The following is a 13,699-nucleotide window of genomic DNA, read 5'->3' as shown; positions in this document are numbered from 1 at the left end:
TTAAGCCAGTTAGAATACCAGGAAAACAAGTTTCAGCTTGAATTATTCTTAAGATTAATGGTAGTTTCAAATAAATTTAGTAATATAGTTTCTTAAATTGTTAGTATATTATAATATCGCTTTAAATCACTTCTGAGTAGTATTATATTTTTTTAAATTAAGCCACTTTCTTTTTAAGGGCTACAGCCTTAATTTCATCTTGAAAGAACAGGTTGCGCCATGCATCGTTGATTTCTTCAATAGTAAAATCAGCTTTCTTCTCGGTTATTCCTCGCAGTTCATGGTTAAGATGCAAGAAAGCAGCTTCCCATTTTTCTATCAACTGACCCTCTTGCTCTGCCTCCTGGGGAAGGAAACAGCGAATCCATTCCCGGTTGATCTCCTCGATAGCCACAGGTTTCTCTGGTTCTAACCAACCTTGATACTGCTCCACAAAATCCAGGTAAGTGTTGACCCATTTGGCAGTTAACTGTTCACCCACAGGGATTGCAGTTGGTTGGAAACAGCGGATCCACTCCTGGTTAATGGCTTCAATATCCAGGCTTGGCTGCTGGAATAGCCCGTGCAGGAGATCCATTAAACCCAGGTAAAGCTGTACCCAGCGGTCAATCATGGAGTATTCTCCCACTTCCTCCTCCTGCATACAGTTCTGCCTCAAGACCTCGTTCATTTCCTCATAGTTCATTGCTTCCTGCTGCATAACAGGTCCCTGAAGCTGTTCCATGATGTCAAGGTAGGAGTTGACCCAATCTTCTCTCACTCTTTCATCATTCTTCTTCATAAGATTACCTCCTTTAATTCCAGGGCCTGACACCCTGTGTATTTTCATCCAACGGAGGACTTTGCTAAATTCGTTGCGGGGTCGAAAATATTATTTTTGCTGGATTTATTCCTCTGCACTTATCATGTTGCAATTTGCGTGCCAAAAAACGAGGAAAATGAAAAAGAAAATTGAAAAAACAACCGAAGATAGGTCTTAGAAGAGTTTGAGGATATTGAAAAGCAAATAATAAAAACCGTACAATACAATAATGAATCGATAAATTGATACAAAAATGAATCGAAGTGATTACATTATGAATCGCCGGTCTTTCTAATTGTGTAGCTTTTAGTCTTTTTTCAAGTTTTCGTCTTTAATGATTCCCGCCAGGTATTTCTTGAAAGGATCATAACGAAACTCATAGAGATAGGTGCGTGGAGGGGGGACATCCTTAAGGCCCCACACCAAGTAATTTACCGCATCCTGAACCCCTTTACCGCAATTTGAACAATAAACACAGTCGGCTTTGGTAGCTCCCAGCATTTTAAGCTGTTCACCACAGCAACGGATATTATTTATACCATACGAACTTTCATCATAAATAAAGCCCTGACTGTCCAGGGCTTCCTTGAAACCAAGGAGCCGGTGATCGGGAAAACAATCTTGCAAGTCATAGCGGTTATCCGGAATATTGCTGTCTTCTACCAGCACCCAGTCACTGCGCTCTTCCCAAAAAAGATGATACATGCGGGTATAAATACTATCCCGGGTAATCCAGGAAAACCAGTCTTCTCCATCCTCGGAAGCAAGTCCGCCTTTCAGATAAAAACTAAATCCGGCCTCCGCTTCCGGCAAATCTCTTAATAAAGTTAGTTTGTAAATCATATTTTTCTCCTTGTCTTGAGTTGGCTTTATAATATTTAAGCAACGGAAGAAGCTGCTTAACAGTTTCAACATAGTGCTGTTTTAGCTAATCAAAAAATCTAGCCTTCCTTTACTGTATAGCTCTTCCAGGGAAGCAGCATATAATCTACAGTGTTTAAAAACTTGACCAAGTCCTGCCTCCCTTGATAAGTAGGGGTGGTAGCTGATTCCTGTGCCATTAGGATTATGGGCATGGTGGGAAAAAACTTGGAAAAAACCTGTCTGGCTTCGTTGATGGTGAAATCATGTTTTAATATTTCTGGTTTTACAATTATTATCACAAAAGTAACACCCTTTTCAGTAATTATGGCCGCATCAAAAGTCATAATAAAACCTCCGTTTCCCCAAGGATAAAGCCTTAGTAATCCTTTCTTGAATCAAAATGACCTATAGAATATGGTAATTTAAAAGAATATATAATGCAAGGTTTGGTAAAACTTGAGGTAAAAAAACCCGCCTGCAGGCGGGTTAAAACAATATATTAAGGAGAAGCTTTTAAGATGATTCTTTTAGTTCTGTAAACCATTTGGCGTTATGATGGGCAGTAATCTCTGCATCGATATAGCCATCCAGCATCATGGAGGAGAATTCAACCCGAGATTTGGGGTGAATGGCGGCCAGAAAAAAATGGCCTGCTACCAGTAATATCAGAATAATTGCGGTCCAAAAGTGAACATCATAACAGAAAGCGAGAAATACTGCAGGCACAGAATGACGCCATAACCACATGGGGAAGCCAGTTAGTATTACCAAAAGGCAACCGATAATTATCAACCAGCCCAGAATTTTTTGGCCCGCATTGTATTTGTCCTGTGCAGGAACCTCATCTACCTTAAGAAAGGGAAGGTATCCTCCCATCACCTTCAGCCAGGCAAAATCATCTTTGCTGAAGTGAGAAATGGTATCAATAAAACGAGAAAAACGGTCAAAATTCAGTAAGATATAGAGAAGTGGTCCTACAATGAAGACCACCCCGGTCCAGCGATGAACTAGAGAGGCGTTGGCTTCCCCGCCAAAGATACTGGCAATTCCGCCTATGTCCCAGTAAAAACCAATTCCAGTCAAGCCCAGGATGATGAAGGCCAGCAAGTGAATCCAGTGCATGGTTCTGGTCTGGGTACCATGTTTTAATACTTTTCCATTTACATTACTCATCATTTTTCCTCCCTTCTAGCTAGGCTGCGGGTTCTTCGGCACTGGCCTCTTCATTAGCAGCCGGTTCCGCTTCATGCACATAATGGGGATTCTTTAGTTCAGCTATAAATCCGGGAATATCTTGGCCGTATTTGGTATGCAGCAGGTGGTGAGCCTTGGGGCTGACGCACTCCAGCTTGCCCGGGGAGAGGAAATCTTGGTATATTTGGATTACTTCCGGGTTTTCATGCGACTTTCTTATCGCCATGGACTCATCCAGGGTATAGAGGCCAGCCGCTCTTTTCGCGATGTAATCATCACTGGCGGCAAAAACATCAAAACCAAACTTGGCGAAAACACCACTAATTACAGCAGCCATAGTAAGCATACCTGCACCCTTAAAAAACTGTCTTCTGGTGATGCCTTCACTTTCATGGAATAACTTCATAGATTAATGCCCTCCTTCCTAATAGGTATCTCTGTGGATGGGTTGGCCCCCACCATTGATACAGCCGCCCGGGCAATTCATGACCTCTATGAAATGATATTTACTGCGCCCGGCCAGGACATCTTCGATTACATTGGCCACATGCTTGGTTCCGGTTACTACGCAAACACTGACGGGCAGGCTTGTGCCCAGTGCTTTCACTGGGACTTCTACGGTTGCTTCTCTAACTGGATCTAATCCTCTGACTGCATCGAATTCCACCTTGCCCAGACTTTCCCCGCTGAGGATTTCATAGGCGGTACGCAGAGCTGCTTCCATAACCCCACCGGTGGCGCCGAATATGGTGGCGGCACCGGTGGAAAGGCCCACAAAACGATCCGCCTCTTCATCGGGCAGCCCCATAAAATCAATTCCGGCATCTTTGATCATTTGTGCCAATTCGCGGGTGGTTATTACCAGATCCACATCTTGATGTCCACTGGCAATAAACTCGGGGCGTTCACATTCATATTTTTTGGCTGTACAGGGCATAACTGATACCGAGAACATATTGGCCGGATCCACATTAAGCTTTTCCGCCAGGTAGGTCTTAGCTACTGCTCCCCACATTTGTTGGGGCGATTTGGCCGAGGAAATATGAGGCAGTACCAGGGGGTAGTTGTCCTCCGCATATTTGATCCAGGCCGGACAACAGGAGGTAAACTGGGGCAGAGGACCCACTTCTTCAAAACCGGGTACGCCCAAAAAACCGTAAACCCTATGGATGAGCTCTGTACCCTCTTCCATAATGGTGAGGTCAGCTGTAAACTCGGTGTCATATACCTTGTCAAAACCCAGTTTGCGCAGAGCCGCATACATTTTGTTCTTTACATTGGTTCCCGGAGCTTGCCCGAATTCCTCGCCCAGAGCAACCCTGACCGCTGGTGCCTCCTGAACTACCACAAACTTCTGGGAATCGGCCAGGGCCTTTTTAAGTTCCTCAACCCGGGAGAATTCATCAATAGCATTAAAAGGGCAGTTTATTAAGCATTGCCCACAGTTAATGCATTTTTTAGGACTGATATGATGCTTTTGCCCGAGTTCCCCCGAAATAGCTCCGGTTGGACAAATAAAGGTACAATGGTCGCAAGCTTTACAGTCATCACTTACATGAATTACTCCATCACTTAAAACCGTACTCAAATCTTTTCCCTCCTTTTAAACTGGATAAACCCAATAAAAAATGGCCCACCTCCTTCTAATAAAATCCACTCCTGCAATCGATCAATACAGGGGATAAGCGATATCCTTCATGGATAATATTAAAAAGAAAAACTGGACCAGGTATAAAAACCCTTATTCTTCATGAACAAGGTTATAGAGCTACTTGAAGTTTTTTTTCCTATAACGAGATAAAAGATGTCCCCCGCATCCATAATAGTGAGCGAAGCGAACATCAGTGGTGCCCGCAGGGTGCTAAACGGTCGCCTATTCACAAAACAGGCGGCGGGTTCTAATCCCTCGCCTCGTCGCAGGGTGTGTAAACTGCTTAAGCAGTATCTTCCGATGCTTAAAAATCTCTCCCAGCACTTAAGTAACTATGGATGGTTCTATCGTAAGACAAAGAAAATATATTAAACCTTCATGGGTTGATTTAAAAAAAAACCCGCTTGTTTGCAAGCGGGGAGAAAAAGATTGGGATTGTATGTAATAGCCTTGCAGCATATTACCTGATTAAATTGAGACGTTAGCTTTTATGCCTACCTGTACCCGTTTGCTTCCCAAAACCTTAGGGAGAACCAGAACGAATCCCGCTTTTTTCCTTCTTAAACAAGAAGGTCGTGTCCTGGAAAAAGAACACGACCATTTAAACCTATATAAAATAAGCCCTCGTCGTCTCCTTTCCACAATACGGGGAGGCATAGCCGTTTCCAATCTATACCCATCGGCCTGGGAACCATAGTTATAAACCTTAGGTTCAAAGGCTTGGAAACAAATATTCAATTAAAATAATAAAACAGATGTATGTGAATTAGAGCACACAACATCTGTCTGCATTTCGAACAGTTGATACTAACTCCTTTTCACAATACGGGAAGGCGTATCCGTTTCCAGTCTACACCTACAGGCTTGGTGAATCATAGCTTCGCCTTAGACTCCCCAGCTCGGAGATATATATTCTTTTATTCTTTTAAGGTAGTTTATCATAGCCCAAGTTTGAAAGCAATAGTCTTAATGAGGGAAACATTATTTTGATTATTTTGTCACGCAAGATGACAAGGGGACGGTTGACGGTTCTCTTGTCACACCAATGGTAGTATCTGGTGGAGACGAGGGGATTCGAACCCCTGACCCCCTCGTTGCGAACGAGGTGCTCTCCCAGCTGAGCCACGCCCCCACGCCGACCATTATATCACAAAAAAATTTACTGCAGCTATAGTTTCGATGGAATTAATTAAAAGATATCAAGCATGAAAGCGCCAAATTAGCCCGGGAGGGAAGTTTCTGTATCCCTACCCGGGCTAATTTCATTCAGGGATTGTGGGAAATCTCCTTTACTATTTCATCAAGTTTCTTCCAGGTAGAGATCCAGCACCTGGTTCAGGCCATGCCATGAGCTGTCTACAATCTTGTATTCAATACGGTCAATCTTTATGCGGCTTCCAATCAGATCATAGTTGCTGTTCTTATAAGTCAGACGAGAGGGATCCACGATAAGGATTTGATTGAAATCCACCCAGGTATAATTTACATATATGGTGACATTGTTGGCTCCTTCCTGGAGCTTGCGACTGCCTTTGAAGAAGACAAACTTCTGGGGTTGGCTGGCCAGGTAACCAGTACTGGTTTTACCCGTTTCTATTACGGTAGCCTGCAGGCTGGCGTCATAGTCGATACGGTCAATATCATAGACTTTGTTATCAAAGCGTACCTTGAAACTGGAATCGAGATCATATTGCCGGCCCTTTATACGCAGGATATTGCGCTTTACAGTAATTACCTCATTTAGCTCATAGACGCCGCCGTCCCAGAGTATCCTGACATCGTCCGGGTTATGGTACTCATTGTTTATAATTACCCACTCGTGAGTACTGCCGGCATCGCAATAAAATATGAATTTACTATTGTTTATATCGATGTGATTTATCTTGTATTGAGTTCCGTCAATAATCATAATGACATTGGTTGAGGGGTAGTTCTTGCTGTTAACGGTAAAATTACCTTTGGCATCCAGCTTTACCTGGGACATGGTATAGCGTTTCCCATCAATAATGAAGTCTATTCGGTTGCTGGACTGCAGGTTAAGGGTTGAAGTACCGGTAAAGATGGCCAGAATATCACTCATGGAAAGACCTTCAAAAACCACCGGATCGGTTTTACTGAGCTGGGGTGAAGTATCGCTGTCTCCCATGATAACCCGTTTGATATCGTAAAAATCCTTATCTAATTGGATCGTAACCTTATCCTGGCTCAAGTTATAGTTTTTCTCCCCCAGTTTCACCGTATATTCATCAACTATCTCCAAGTCGGAAAGATAGCGTTCACTATTAACTGAATTTATATAGAGCTTTATATAATCTGAATTGTAGGTATAAGTCCCGGGGCTGATCCGGTTGAATTTGCGGCAACCAGGGTAGGCTACCAGTTTGTTACCGCTAAGCGAATACCTTCTGATAGCATAACGGTTGTTGTTAATAATAAGATCTGGATTATCGCTAGTTGACTCCAGCTCCAGCTTCTGGTTTCCATTGATTAAAACTGAAGATCCAGCAGCAACAATAGAGGAGATTCTGAGATCGGTAAAATTGATTTTGATATAAATGGGAGTAGTTTGCAGGTTGAACAAGCGTTCTCCCAAAGCCAGGGTATTTATGTTGCCGGTGACGGAACTGGACGGGGGAGTGACTGGAGTAGAAATGCCCCGCGCCGCTAGAAATTTGGACATTACAGTGCAGACCTGGGCCCGGGTCATATTACGGAATGGCTCAAAGTTGCCGTCGGGAAAACCCGATATTAGCCCCAGGTCATAAGCAGTTTTTATATAACCACGGTACATGCTTTTTTCTACTGTAGCCCGGTCATTAAAGGGCAGAGTGCCATTATCCGCCGGTTTACCCAGAGCTCTGACCAACATGGCTGCGGCCTGGCTGCGTTTGATGCTTTCATCCGGGCGCAAACCGTCAGGATCCTCGGCGGGGATAAGTATCCCCCGCTTGACGGCTTCATTTATACGCCCCAGGGCCCAGTGTTTACCGGTATCTTTGTAGTTTACAGTGGTTTTATCACTGGCTTCGACCCCCAGGCAGAGTGTTAATACCGTGATAAACTCAGCTTTGCTCATATCCCGGTCCGGTTTAAAAGTACCGTCCGGATAGCCAGAAAGATAATTCGAGCTGGATAACTGCTGGATATAATCTTTGGCCCAGTGACTGCTGGTATCAGGGAAACTTGTAGCGGCGGACAGGGGCGGCCCGGAAAAGATAAAACTGTTAAGAACAAGAGATAGAAATAACAGGCCTGCCCAGAACTTTCTTTGCATGATGATCCTCCTTTTGCAGTAAAAATTTAATCTTTAGCAATACTTCCGCAATCAAAAAATCTGCATTTATCCGATGACTAACTCGCTCTAAGACTCCCGCCTCTATAGGCGGGAGTAAGAGCGACTAAGTCTCTGGATAAGTGCGACTAAGCTTCAGGTGGAGTTAAAACTCCACCTGAAGCAAGTCTTACTTTATATATCTATTTGCTAAAAACATGGTTTTTCCTTCCTGAAAAGAGAAATAACTTGGTGTTATAGGGGGATGGAGGGGAAGAAAAGCTGTGCTATAATAATGATATTTACGCTATTTAGTGGTTTAAAGTAGATTAAGCTTATAAAAAAGATATGATTGAGGCGATTTAAAAATTAAGAGAAAGCTGCAGAATATTAGCGATGGGGAGAGGGGTGCTTGATAATGGATTACTATAATTATGCTCAGGCTCTGAAATATTTTTTGGAACTGTATCGGCGACCGGTGGCGGTTCGTTTTCTTAGCGATGAAGAGGAAGTTCCACCTGATTACCGCTTTGACCTGGATCTTAGTTTTTGCCAGTTTGTGATGCTGGCCCAAAATGGGGACAAACTTGTGGCTACTGCTGATAACCTGGCTTGCGCCAATGGTGCCGCCGCCTTGGGTTTAAGGCCTCTGCCGGAAAAAATAAGAAGCGGAGAAATGCATAGCCGGCTGAATCTATTCGCTTCCCCCGAAATGGCAGCTCAGGTTTCCGCTCTTACCCCCCGAATTCCACTGGGAGCTTATCCCCGGATATTGCTGGCAGCACTGGATGAGGCTGATTTTGAGCCCCAGGTAGTTATCTTACAGGGTAAGCCCGCGACTCTAATGTGGGTACTGATAGCCAACAACTATCATAAAGGAGGCCGCTACTCTTTTACTACCGCTGTTTCACAGGGAGTTTGTGTAGATGCCACGGTTATCCCCTTTTTAGAGGGAAACATCAACTTGAGCCTCAGTTGTTTTGGTGGGCGCGGCTCTACCGACCAGAAGGAAGACGAAGTTTTGCTGGGATTACCTTTTAAAGATTTAGAAAAGATAGTTGAAGTACTTCCTGAGCTTAAAAACACTATTATGAAACGCAGCATCGAAAAAACCGCCTATAAGCGATTGCAGGCCAAATTAGAGAATTAGAACTACCTCCTCATGGCCAGAGGGCACAACCACCGATGAGAATAGAAGTTAGTTTTATAAGATTAAGCGCTAATCATAAAAATCTGCGCCCCTCTGCGTCTAAATAATCTATTTTCTTGATGATAAGTGCCTATAATTCTTATTTAAAAGGAAAACAAGAAAATGAATAAACAAGGAGCTGAGTCATTGTCTAAAAGAACTACTTGGGAAAAGGCGATACTGGTTGCTGTAAAAACCGGGGCCACAAAAGAAGCGGAGTTTAACTCCTCTTTGCAGGAACTGGCCGGATTGGCTGAGGCCGCCGGAGCGAAAGTGGTGGCTACTCTAACCCAGGCTCGCGACAAGCCCCATGCTGCCACTTATATCGGCAAAGGTAAACTACAGGAACTTGAGCATCTGCTAGCTGAAAAGGAGCCTGAGCTCTTGATCTTTGATAGTGAGCTTTCTCCCACCCAGCTTAGAAAGCTGGAGGATAAACTACAGATAAAAATAGTTGATAGAACTCTTCTGATTCTGGATATCTTTGGCCAGCGGGCCAGAAGCCGGGAAGGCCTTTTACAGGTGGAGCTGGCGAGCCTGGAATACCGCTTACCACGGCTTACAGGTATAGGAAAAGAAATGAGCCGACTGGGGGCGGGAATAGGGACCAGGGGTGCTGGAGAGCAGAAACTGGAATTGGACCGGCGGCATATTAGAAGCCGTATTCGGGAAATAAAACGGCAGATGGAAAAGTTGGAAAAGACCCGGGAATTGCATAAAAAACAGCGGCACCGGGCTGGATACCAGGTTATATCCCTGGTGGGCTATACCAATGCCGGGAAGTCCTCCTTGTTCAATGCTCTTTGCCAGGTGGCCCATAGCAGTGGGCAGCCCCAGGTTGAAGCTAACCGCCGCCTTTTTCAAACCCTGGATACCACTACCCGGAAAATTAAGTTGGATTCCCACTATGAAGTTCTCATTACGGACACGGTTGGCTTTATTCAGAACTTGCCTCATCATTTGGTGGCAGCTTTTCGCTCTACCCTGGAGGAAGCGGTGGCAGCTGATCTGCTTTTACATGTAGTAGATTTAGCTGATCCTGCTTATCTGGATAAGATCAAGGTAGTGGAAGGGGTGCTGGAAGAACTCGGAGCCGAAAAAGAAAGAATCATGCCGGTATTCAACAAAGTTGACCTCTTGGCAGGAATAAGTCCCATCCAAGCTCCTCCCAACTATGTATCGGCCCGCACTGGCCAGGGGATAGAGGAGCTGCTTGGCCAAATCAAAAACCGGCTGGAAGCTATATCTTAAATTCTTTCCCGACAATAGCGGATTGCTTCTTGGCATTTCATCTTAAAAAATCCTATTTTTCGTAATAATTTTAAATTCCGATTAATTGTGCTGAAAGAAGCCGGGCCATAAAAGCATAGACAATAGAAGGTGGCGGCGTTAAAATGAGTGAGTAAAATTTTGTTGATAAGTGCTAAAAAGAAGCGGAGGCAGTCCGAATGCGAATAAAAGATGTTTTTAGGAAGAAGATAGTCTTATTTGGTCTAATATTTTTGGCTGCTTTTGGACTGGGGAAAATTATCGGGGATCAGTTTACCGAACAATCAGTACAGACTAGAATCAGCGGTGGCAAGCAGGTTAATATTCTCCTTATGGGTATTGATGCTCGTTCCAATGAGGTAAATTCTCGCAGTGATACCATGATTCTGGCCAGCATAGACGGCAAGAATAAGAAAGTGGCCCTGGTTTGGATTCCTCGGGATACCAGGGTGGAGGTTTCCCCTAAGCGTTATGATAAGATAAATAGTGTAAATTATATTAAGGGACCCGAGGCGGCCTGTAAGGTAGTAAGCGATTTATTGGGAATCCCGGTTAATTACTATGTGGTAAGTAATTTTAATGGTTTTGCCAGGATTATTGATATCCTGGGAGGGGTGGACATTAATGTGGAACATGATATGTACCATTGGGATCCCGACCCCAAGCTGCAGATAAATCTTTCCCAAGGACAGCAGCGCCTGGATGGGCAGCAGGCCCTGAGTTTTGTCCGTTTTCGCGGGGTTCCCACTGCAGATATTGGTCGTACGGGTTTGCAGCAGACCTTTGTCAAGGCTCTGGCGGAGGAAGTACTACAGGGTAGTACCATCCTTAAACTTCCCCGCCTGTTGCCGGAGATAGCGAAAAATGTTAAAACCAATCTACCAGCAGATGACATGATTTACCTGGCGAAGACAGCTCGGGATTTCAAGACCGAAGATATGATTACCCAGACCTTGCCCGGTTACTCTTATACCGACCCGGCCAGCGGGGCCAGCTACTGGCAGGCTGATGAAAAGATAGCCAATGGCTTAGTTGCCGCCCTTTTTGCCGGCGAGACCTTTGAGGTGGCTCAAGCCAGGCCCAGCTGGGTTAAACAGAAGCCGGCCCCATCATCAAGCCCCGGAGATTCGGTTGAAGCCAGCGAGCTCGAAGCAGGGCAGGAGGAACAAGCTGTGGAAACAGAAGAAGATTTATCTTCCTCTGAAGGTTATTTAGAGCCGGTTATCCCAGGGGAAAAGGAAAATATCAGCGGGGAAGAACATTCCCCACTTGTACCAGGGCCGGTCGAGGGGTCGAATTCACCGGAAAATAGTGGAGGAAGCGGGACGACCCCGGCTCCTGTACCGCCGGATGAGGGACAGAAACAGCCGGATACTACCCAGCCCGATCCCTTGCTGTAGCTTACACCAGCCTATAACGAGGTGATGTTTCCCGGCCTCTTTAAAGCAGCCGGATTCCTAACAAAATTAAGGTAGCAGTTCGCTTTCCCGGGCTGCTACCTAATTTATTCTGATAAAACTTCCAAATGATTAATATTGCTAACTGCCGGCCATATACCGAATAATGCTGCAAAATAAGCTGGTAAATGGGGTATAATGCTAAAAGACTCGAAAACTAAGAATAATACAAAGCCAGGAAGAAAAGGGGGAACAGAATGGAAGGCCAGAGCAAAAAACGGGAAGAAATCGGCCCGGAGTATAAATGGAAGCTGGAAGATATTTATGCGGACGAAAATAGTTGGGAAGAGGATTATAAAAAGCTGGAAGAACAGATACCGGCACTGGAGAAGTATAAGGGAGTACTGGGTAGTTCTTCCACCCAACTCTTGCAAGTGTTGGAATTTTCCCATGAACTGGAGCGCAAGGCGGAAAAGCTCTATGTTTATGCCCGTATGAGGCGGGATGAGGATAACGGCAATTCCCACTATCAAGCCCTCTTTGACCGGGTGCAGCGACTGAGTATAGAACTGGGCAGTGCCAGCGCCTATATTGTTCCGGAGATAATCAGCCTGGCCCCGGAGAAGATTCGAGCTTTTCTGGACGAAAATCAAGATCTGCAATTGTATTCGCGTTTGCTGGATGAATTGATGCGACAAAAAGAACATATACTCTCCCCGGAGGAAGAGCGCATATTGGCTATGAGTGCGGATTTGTCCCTGGCAGCCAAAAATATCTTTGGAATGCTCAATAATGCCGATATCAAATTCCCGGTAATTCAAGATGAAGAAGGCAAAGCGGTGGAGCTTACCAAAGGGCGCTATGGCAGCTTTATGGAGAGTAATGAGCGCCGGGTGAGAAAAGAAGCCTTTACGGCTTTATACGGCTCTTATGGTAAAGTAAAGAATACCCTGGCTATGAGCCTTGCTTCCAATGTCAAAAATGATATTTTCTATTCCCGGGTGCGCAAGTATCCCTCAGCTTTGGAAGCTTCGCTGGATCAGGATAATATTTCCCCTGAGGTTTATGAACGCCTGGTGGAGACGGTGCATAATAATATGGAACCCATGTATCGTTACCTGCGCTTGCGGAAAAAGGCTCTGGGTCTGGATGAATTGCATATGTATGACATCTATGCTCCGTTGGTTAAGGAATTTAAAAGCAAGGTAAGCTATGAGAAGAGCCAGGAAATGGTATTAAAGGCCCTGCAGCCCCTGGGGGATGAATACCTGGCAATTTTGCGGGGCGGGCTGAAGGGCGGCTGGATTGATGTTTATGAGAACGAGGGAAAGACCAGCGGGGCTTATTCCTGGGGTTGTTACGACTCCCATCCATATGTTCTTATGAACTATGATGATAAACTGGATGATGTCTTCACCCTGGCTCATGAGATGGGTCATGCCCTGCACAGTTATTATTCCAATAAAAATCAGCCCTATGTTTACAGCCAGTATAGTATTTTTGTGGCGGAAGTGGCGTCTACGGTTAATGAACTGCTGCTTATTGATTATTTGCTGGCCCAAAGCCGTGAACCCCGGGAAAAGGCCTATCTTATCAACCACTACCTGGAACAGTTCCGGGGAACCGTATACCGCCAGACCATGTTTGCCGAATTTGAGAAGAAGATTCATGAGCAGGTGGAGCAGGGCCAGACCTTGACGGCAGACGGTCTTTGCCAGAGCTACCGTGAATTAAACCGTTTGTACTATGGCACGGATACGGTATTGGATGAAGAAATAGATATGGAATGGGCTCGTATACCTCATTTTTATTCTGCCTTCTATGTTTATAAATATGCTACCGGTTTTTCCGCTGCGGTAGCTTTGAAGGAGCAGATATTGCAAGAGGGTAAGCCGGCTGTTGCTCGCTACCTGGAATTCCTCAAATCAGGCAGCTCTGATTACCCGCTTAATCTACTTAAAAAAGCCGGGGTTGATCTTACTACCCCTGAACCGGTAGAAAAAGCTTTGCACCTTTTTGCCCGGCTGGTGGCGGAAATGGAAGCGGTGTTGAATGTTTGAGC

11 protein-coding genes, 1 tRNA gene and 2 riboswitches are annotated in these 13,699 nt (G+C 44.9%); of the genes, 4 read left to right on the top strand and 8 right to left on the bottom strand.

Annotated elements, in window-relative coordinates:
• Positions 1–157 precede the first annotated feature (157 nt).
• From SWOL_RS09975 to SWOL_RS09940, 8 genes are all read right to left on the bottom strand, one after another.
• Positions 158–781 carry a hypothetical protein gene (locus tag SWOL_RS09975; RefSeq protein ID WP_011641320.1) on the bottom strand — a complete coding sequence of 208 codons (624 nt, stop codon included), beginning with the start codon at positions 779–781 and terminating at the stop codon, positions 158–160.
• A 327-nt stretch (positions 782–1,108) separates the two neighbouring features.
• Positions 1,109–1,645: a hypothetical protein gene (locus tag SWOL_RS09970; RefSeq protein WP_011641319.1), complete on the bottom strand. Its 537-nt coding sequence runs from the start codon at positions 1,643–1,645 to the stop codon at positions 1,109–1,111.
• A 98-nt stretch (positions 1,646–1,743) separates the two neighbouring features.
• Positions 1,744–2,010 (bottom strand): hypothetical protein, encoded by a 267-nt coding sequence (locus SWOL_RS09965; protein WP_011641318.1) that lies wholly within the window; start codon positions 2,008–2,010, stop codon positions 1,744–1,746.
• A 169-nt stretch (positions 2,011–2,179) separates the two neighbouring features.
• Positions 2,180–2,839 (bottom strand): formate dehydrogenase subunit gamma, encoded by a 660-nt coding sequence (locus SWOL_RS09960; protein ID WP_155814200.1) that lies wholly within the window; start codon positions 2,837–2,839, stop codon positions 2,180–2,182.
• A 19-nt stretch (positions 2,840–2,858) separates the two neighbouring features.
• Entirely contained in the window at positions 2,859–3,266 is a 408-nt protein-coding gene (locus tag SWOL_RS09955) for an iron hydrogenase small subunit (RefSeq protein ID WP_011641316.1), read from the bottom strand.
• Positions 3,267–3,284: 18 nt separating this feature from the next.
• The gene (locus SWOL_RS09950; protein ID WP_011641315.1) at positions 3,285–4,448 is read right to left on the bottom strand and encodes a [FeFe] hydrogenase, group A; all 1,164 of its coding nucleotides are present in this window, start codon (positions 4,446–4,448) and stop codon (positions 3,285–3,287) included.
• A gap of 678 nt (positions 4,449–5,126) precedes the next feature.
• Positions 5,127–5,249: riboswitch (molybdenum cofactor riboswitch) on the bottom strand.
• 59 nt (positions 5,250–5,308) lie between these two features.
• A riboswitch (molybdenum cofactor riboswitch) is annotated at positions 5,309–5,428 on the bottom strand.
• Between the two features lie 139 nt (positions 5,429–5,567).
• Positions 5,568–5,643 (bottom strand) — tRNA-Ala (locus SWOL_RS09945).
• A gap of 168 nt (positions 5,644–5,811) precedes the next feature.
• Positions 5,812–7,785: an S-layer homology domain-containing protein gene (locus SWOL_RS09940; protein WP_011641314.1), complete on the bottom strand. Its 1,974-nt coding sequence runs from the start codon at positions 7,783–7,785 to the stop codon at positions 5,812–5,814.
• A gap of 415 nt (positions 7,786–8,200) precedes the next feature.
• On the opposite strand from SWOL_RS09940, the gene SWOL_RS09935 reads away from it, so the two are divergent.
• The 4 genes from SWOL_RS09935 (at position 8,201) to pepF (ending at position 13,697) form a co-directional block, all read left to right on the top strand.
• Complete coding sequence (locus tag SWOL_RS09935; protein WP_011641313.1) at positions 8,201–8,932, top strand: DUF169 domain-containing protein; 732 nt, start codon at positions 8,201–8,203, stop codon at positions 8,930–8,932.
• 162 nt (positions 8,933–9,094) lie between these two features.
• Positions 9,095–10,222: a GTPase HflX gene (gene hflX, locus SWOL_RS09930; protein WP_011641312.1), complete on the top strand. Its 1,128-nt coding sequence runs from the start codon at positions 9,095–9,097 to the stop codon at positions 10,220–10,222.
• Between the two features lie 197 nt (positions 10,223–10,419).
• Positions 10,420–11,640, top strand: coding sequence for an LCP family glycopolymer transferase (locus SWOL_RS09925; RefSeq protein ID WP_011641311.1), 1,221 nt, complete (start codon positions 10,420–10,422; stop codon positions 11,638–11,640).
• A 254-nt stretch (positions 11,641–11,894) separates the two neighbouring features.
• Positions 11,895–13,697 (top strand): oligoendopeptidase F, encoded by a 1,803-nt coding sequence (gene pepF, locus SWOL_RS09920; protein ID WP_011641310.1) that lies wholly within the window; start codon positions 11,895–11,897, stop codon positions 13,695–13,697.
• The last annotated feature ends 2 nt before the right edge of the window (positions 13,698–13,699 follow it).

This window comes from Syntrophomonas wolfei subsp. wolfei str. Goettingen G311 (assembly GCF_000014725.1).
In the GTDB taxonomy this organism is placed as follows: Bacteria; Bacillota; Syntrophomonadia; order Syntrophomonadales; family Syntrophomonadaceae; genus Syntrophomonas; species Syntrophomonas wolfei.
The sequence above is the reverse complement of the archived record's forward strand: the minus strand, read 5'-3'. Positions and strand labels throughout refer to the sequence as shown.

Excerpts from the sequence above, each read along its gene's own strand:
- SWOL_RS09975 (WP_011641320.1), bottom strand. The coding sequence starts at position 781 with ATGAAGAAGAATGATGAAAGAGTGAGAGAAGATTGGGTCAACTCCTAC.
- SWOL_RS09970 (WP_011641319.1), bottom strand. The coding sequence starts at position 1,645 with ATGATTTACAAACTAACTTTATTAAGAGATTTGCCGGAAGCGGAGGCC.
- SWOL_RS09965 (WP_011641318.1), bottom strand. The coding sequence starts at position 2,010 with ATGACTTTTGATGCGGCCATAATTACTGAAAAGGGTGTTACTTTTGTG.
- SWOL_RS09960 (WP_155814200.1), bottom strand. The coding sequence starts at position 2,839 with ATGAGTAATGTAAATGGAAAAGTATTAAAACATGGTACCCAGACCAGA.
- SWOL_RS09955 (WP_011641316.1), bottom strand. The coding sequence starts at position 3,266 with ATGAAGTTATTCCATGAAAGTGAAGGCATCACCAGAAGACAGTTTTTT.
- SWOL_RS09940 (WP_011641314.1), bottom strand. The coding sequence starts at position 7,785 with ATGCAAAGAAAGTTCTGGGCAGGCCTGTTATTTCTATCTCTTGTTCTT.
- SWOL_RS09935 (WP_011641313.1), top strand. The coding sequence starts at position 8,201 with ATGGATTACTATAATTATGCTCAGGCTCTGAAATATTTTTTGGAACTG.
- hflX (WP_011641312.1), top strand. The coding sequence starts at position 9,095 with ATGAATAAACAAGGAGCTGAGTCATTGTCTAAAAGAACTACTTGGGAA.
- SWOL_RS09925 (WP_011641311.1), top strand. The coding sequence starts at position 10,420 with ATGCGAATAAAAGATGTTTTTAGGAAGAAGATAGTCTTATTTGGTCTA.
- pepF (WP_011641310.1), top strand. The coding sequence starts at position 11,895 with ATGGAAGGCCAGAGCAAAAAACGGGAAGAAATCGGCCCGGAGTATAAA.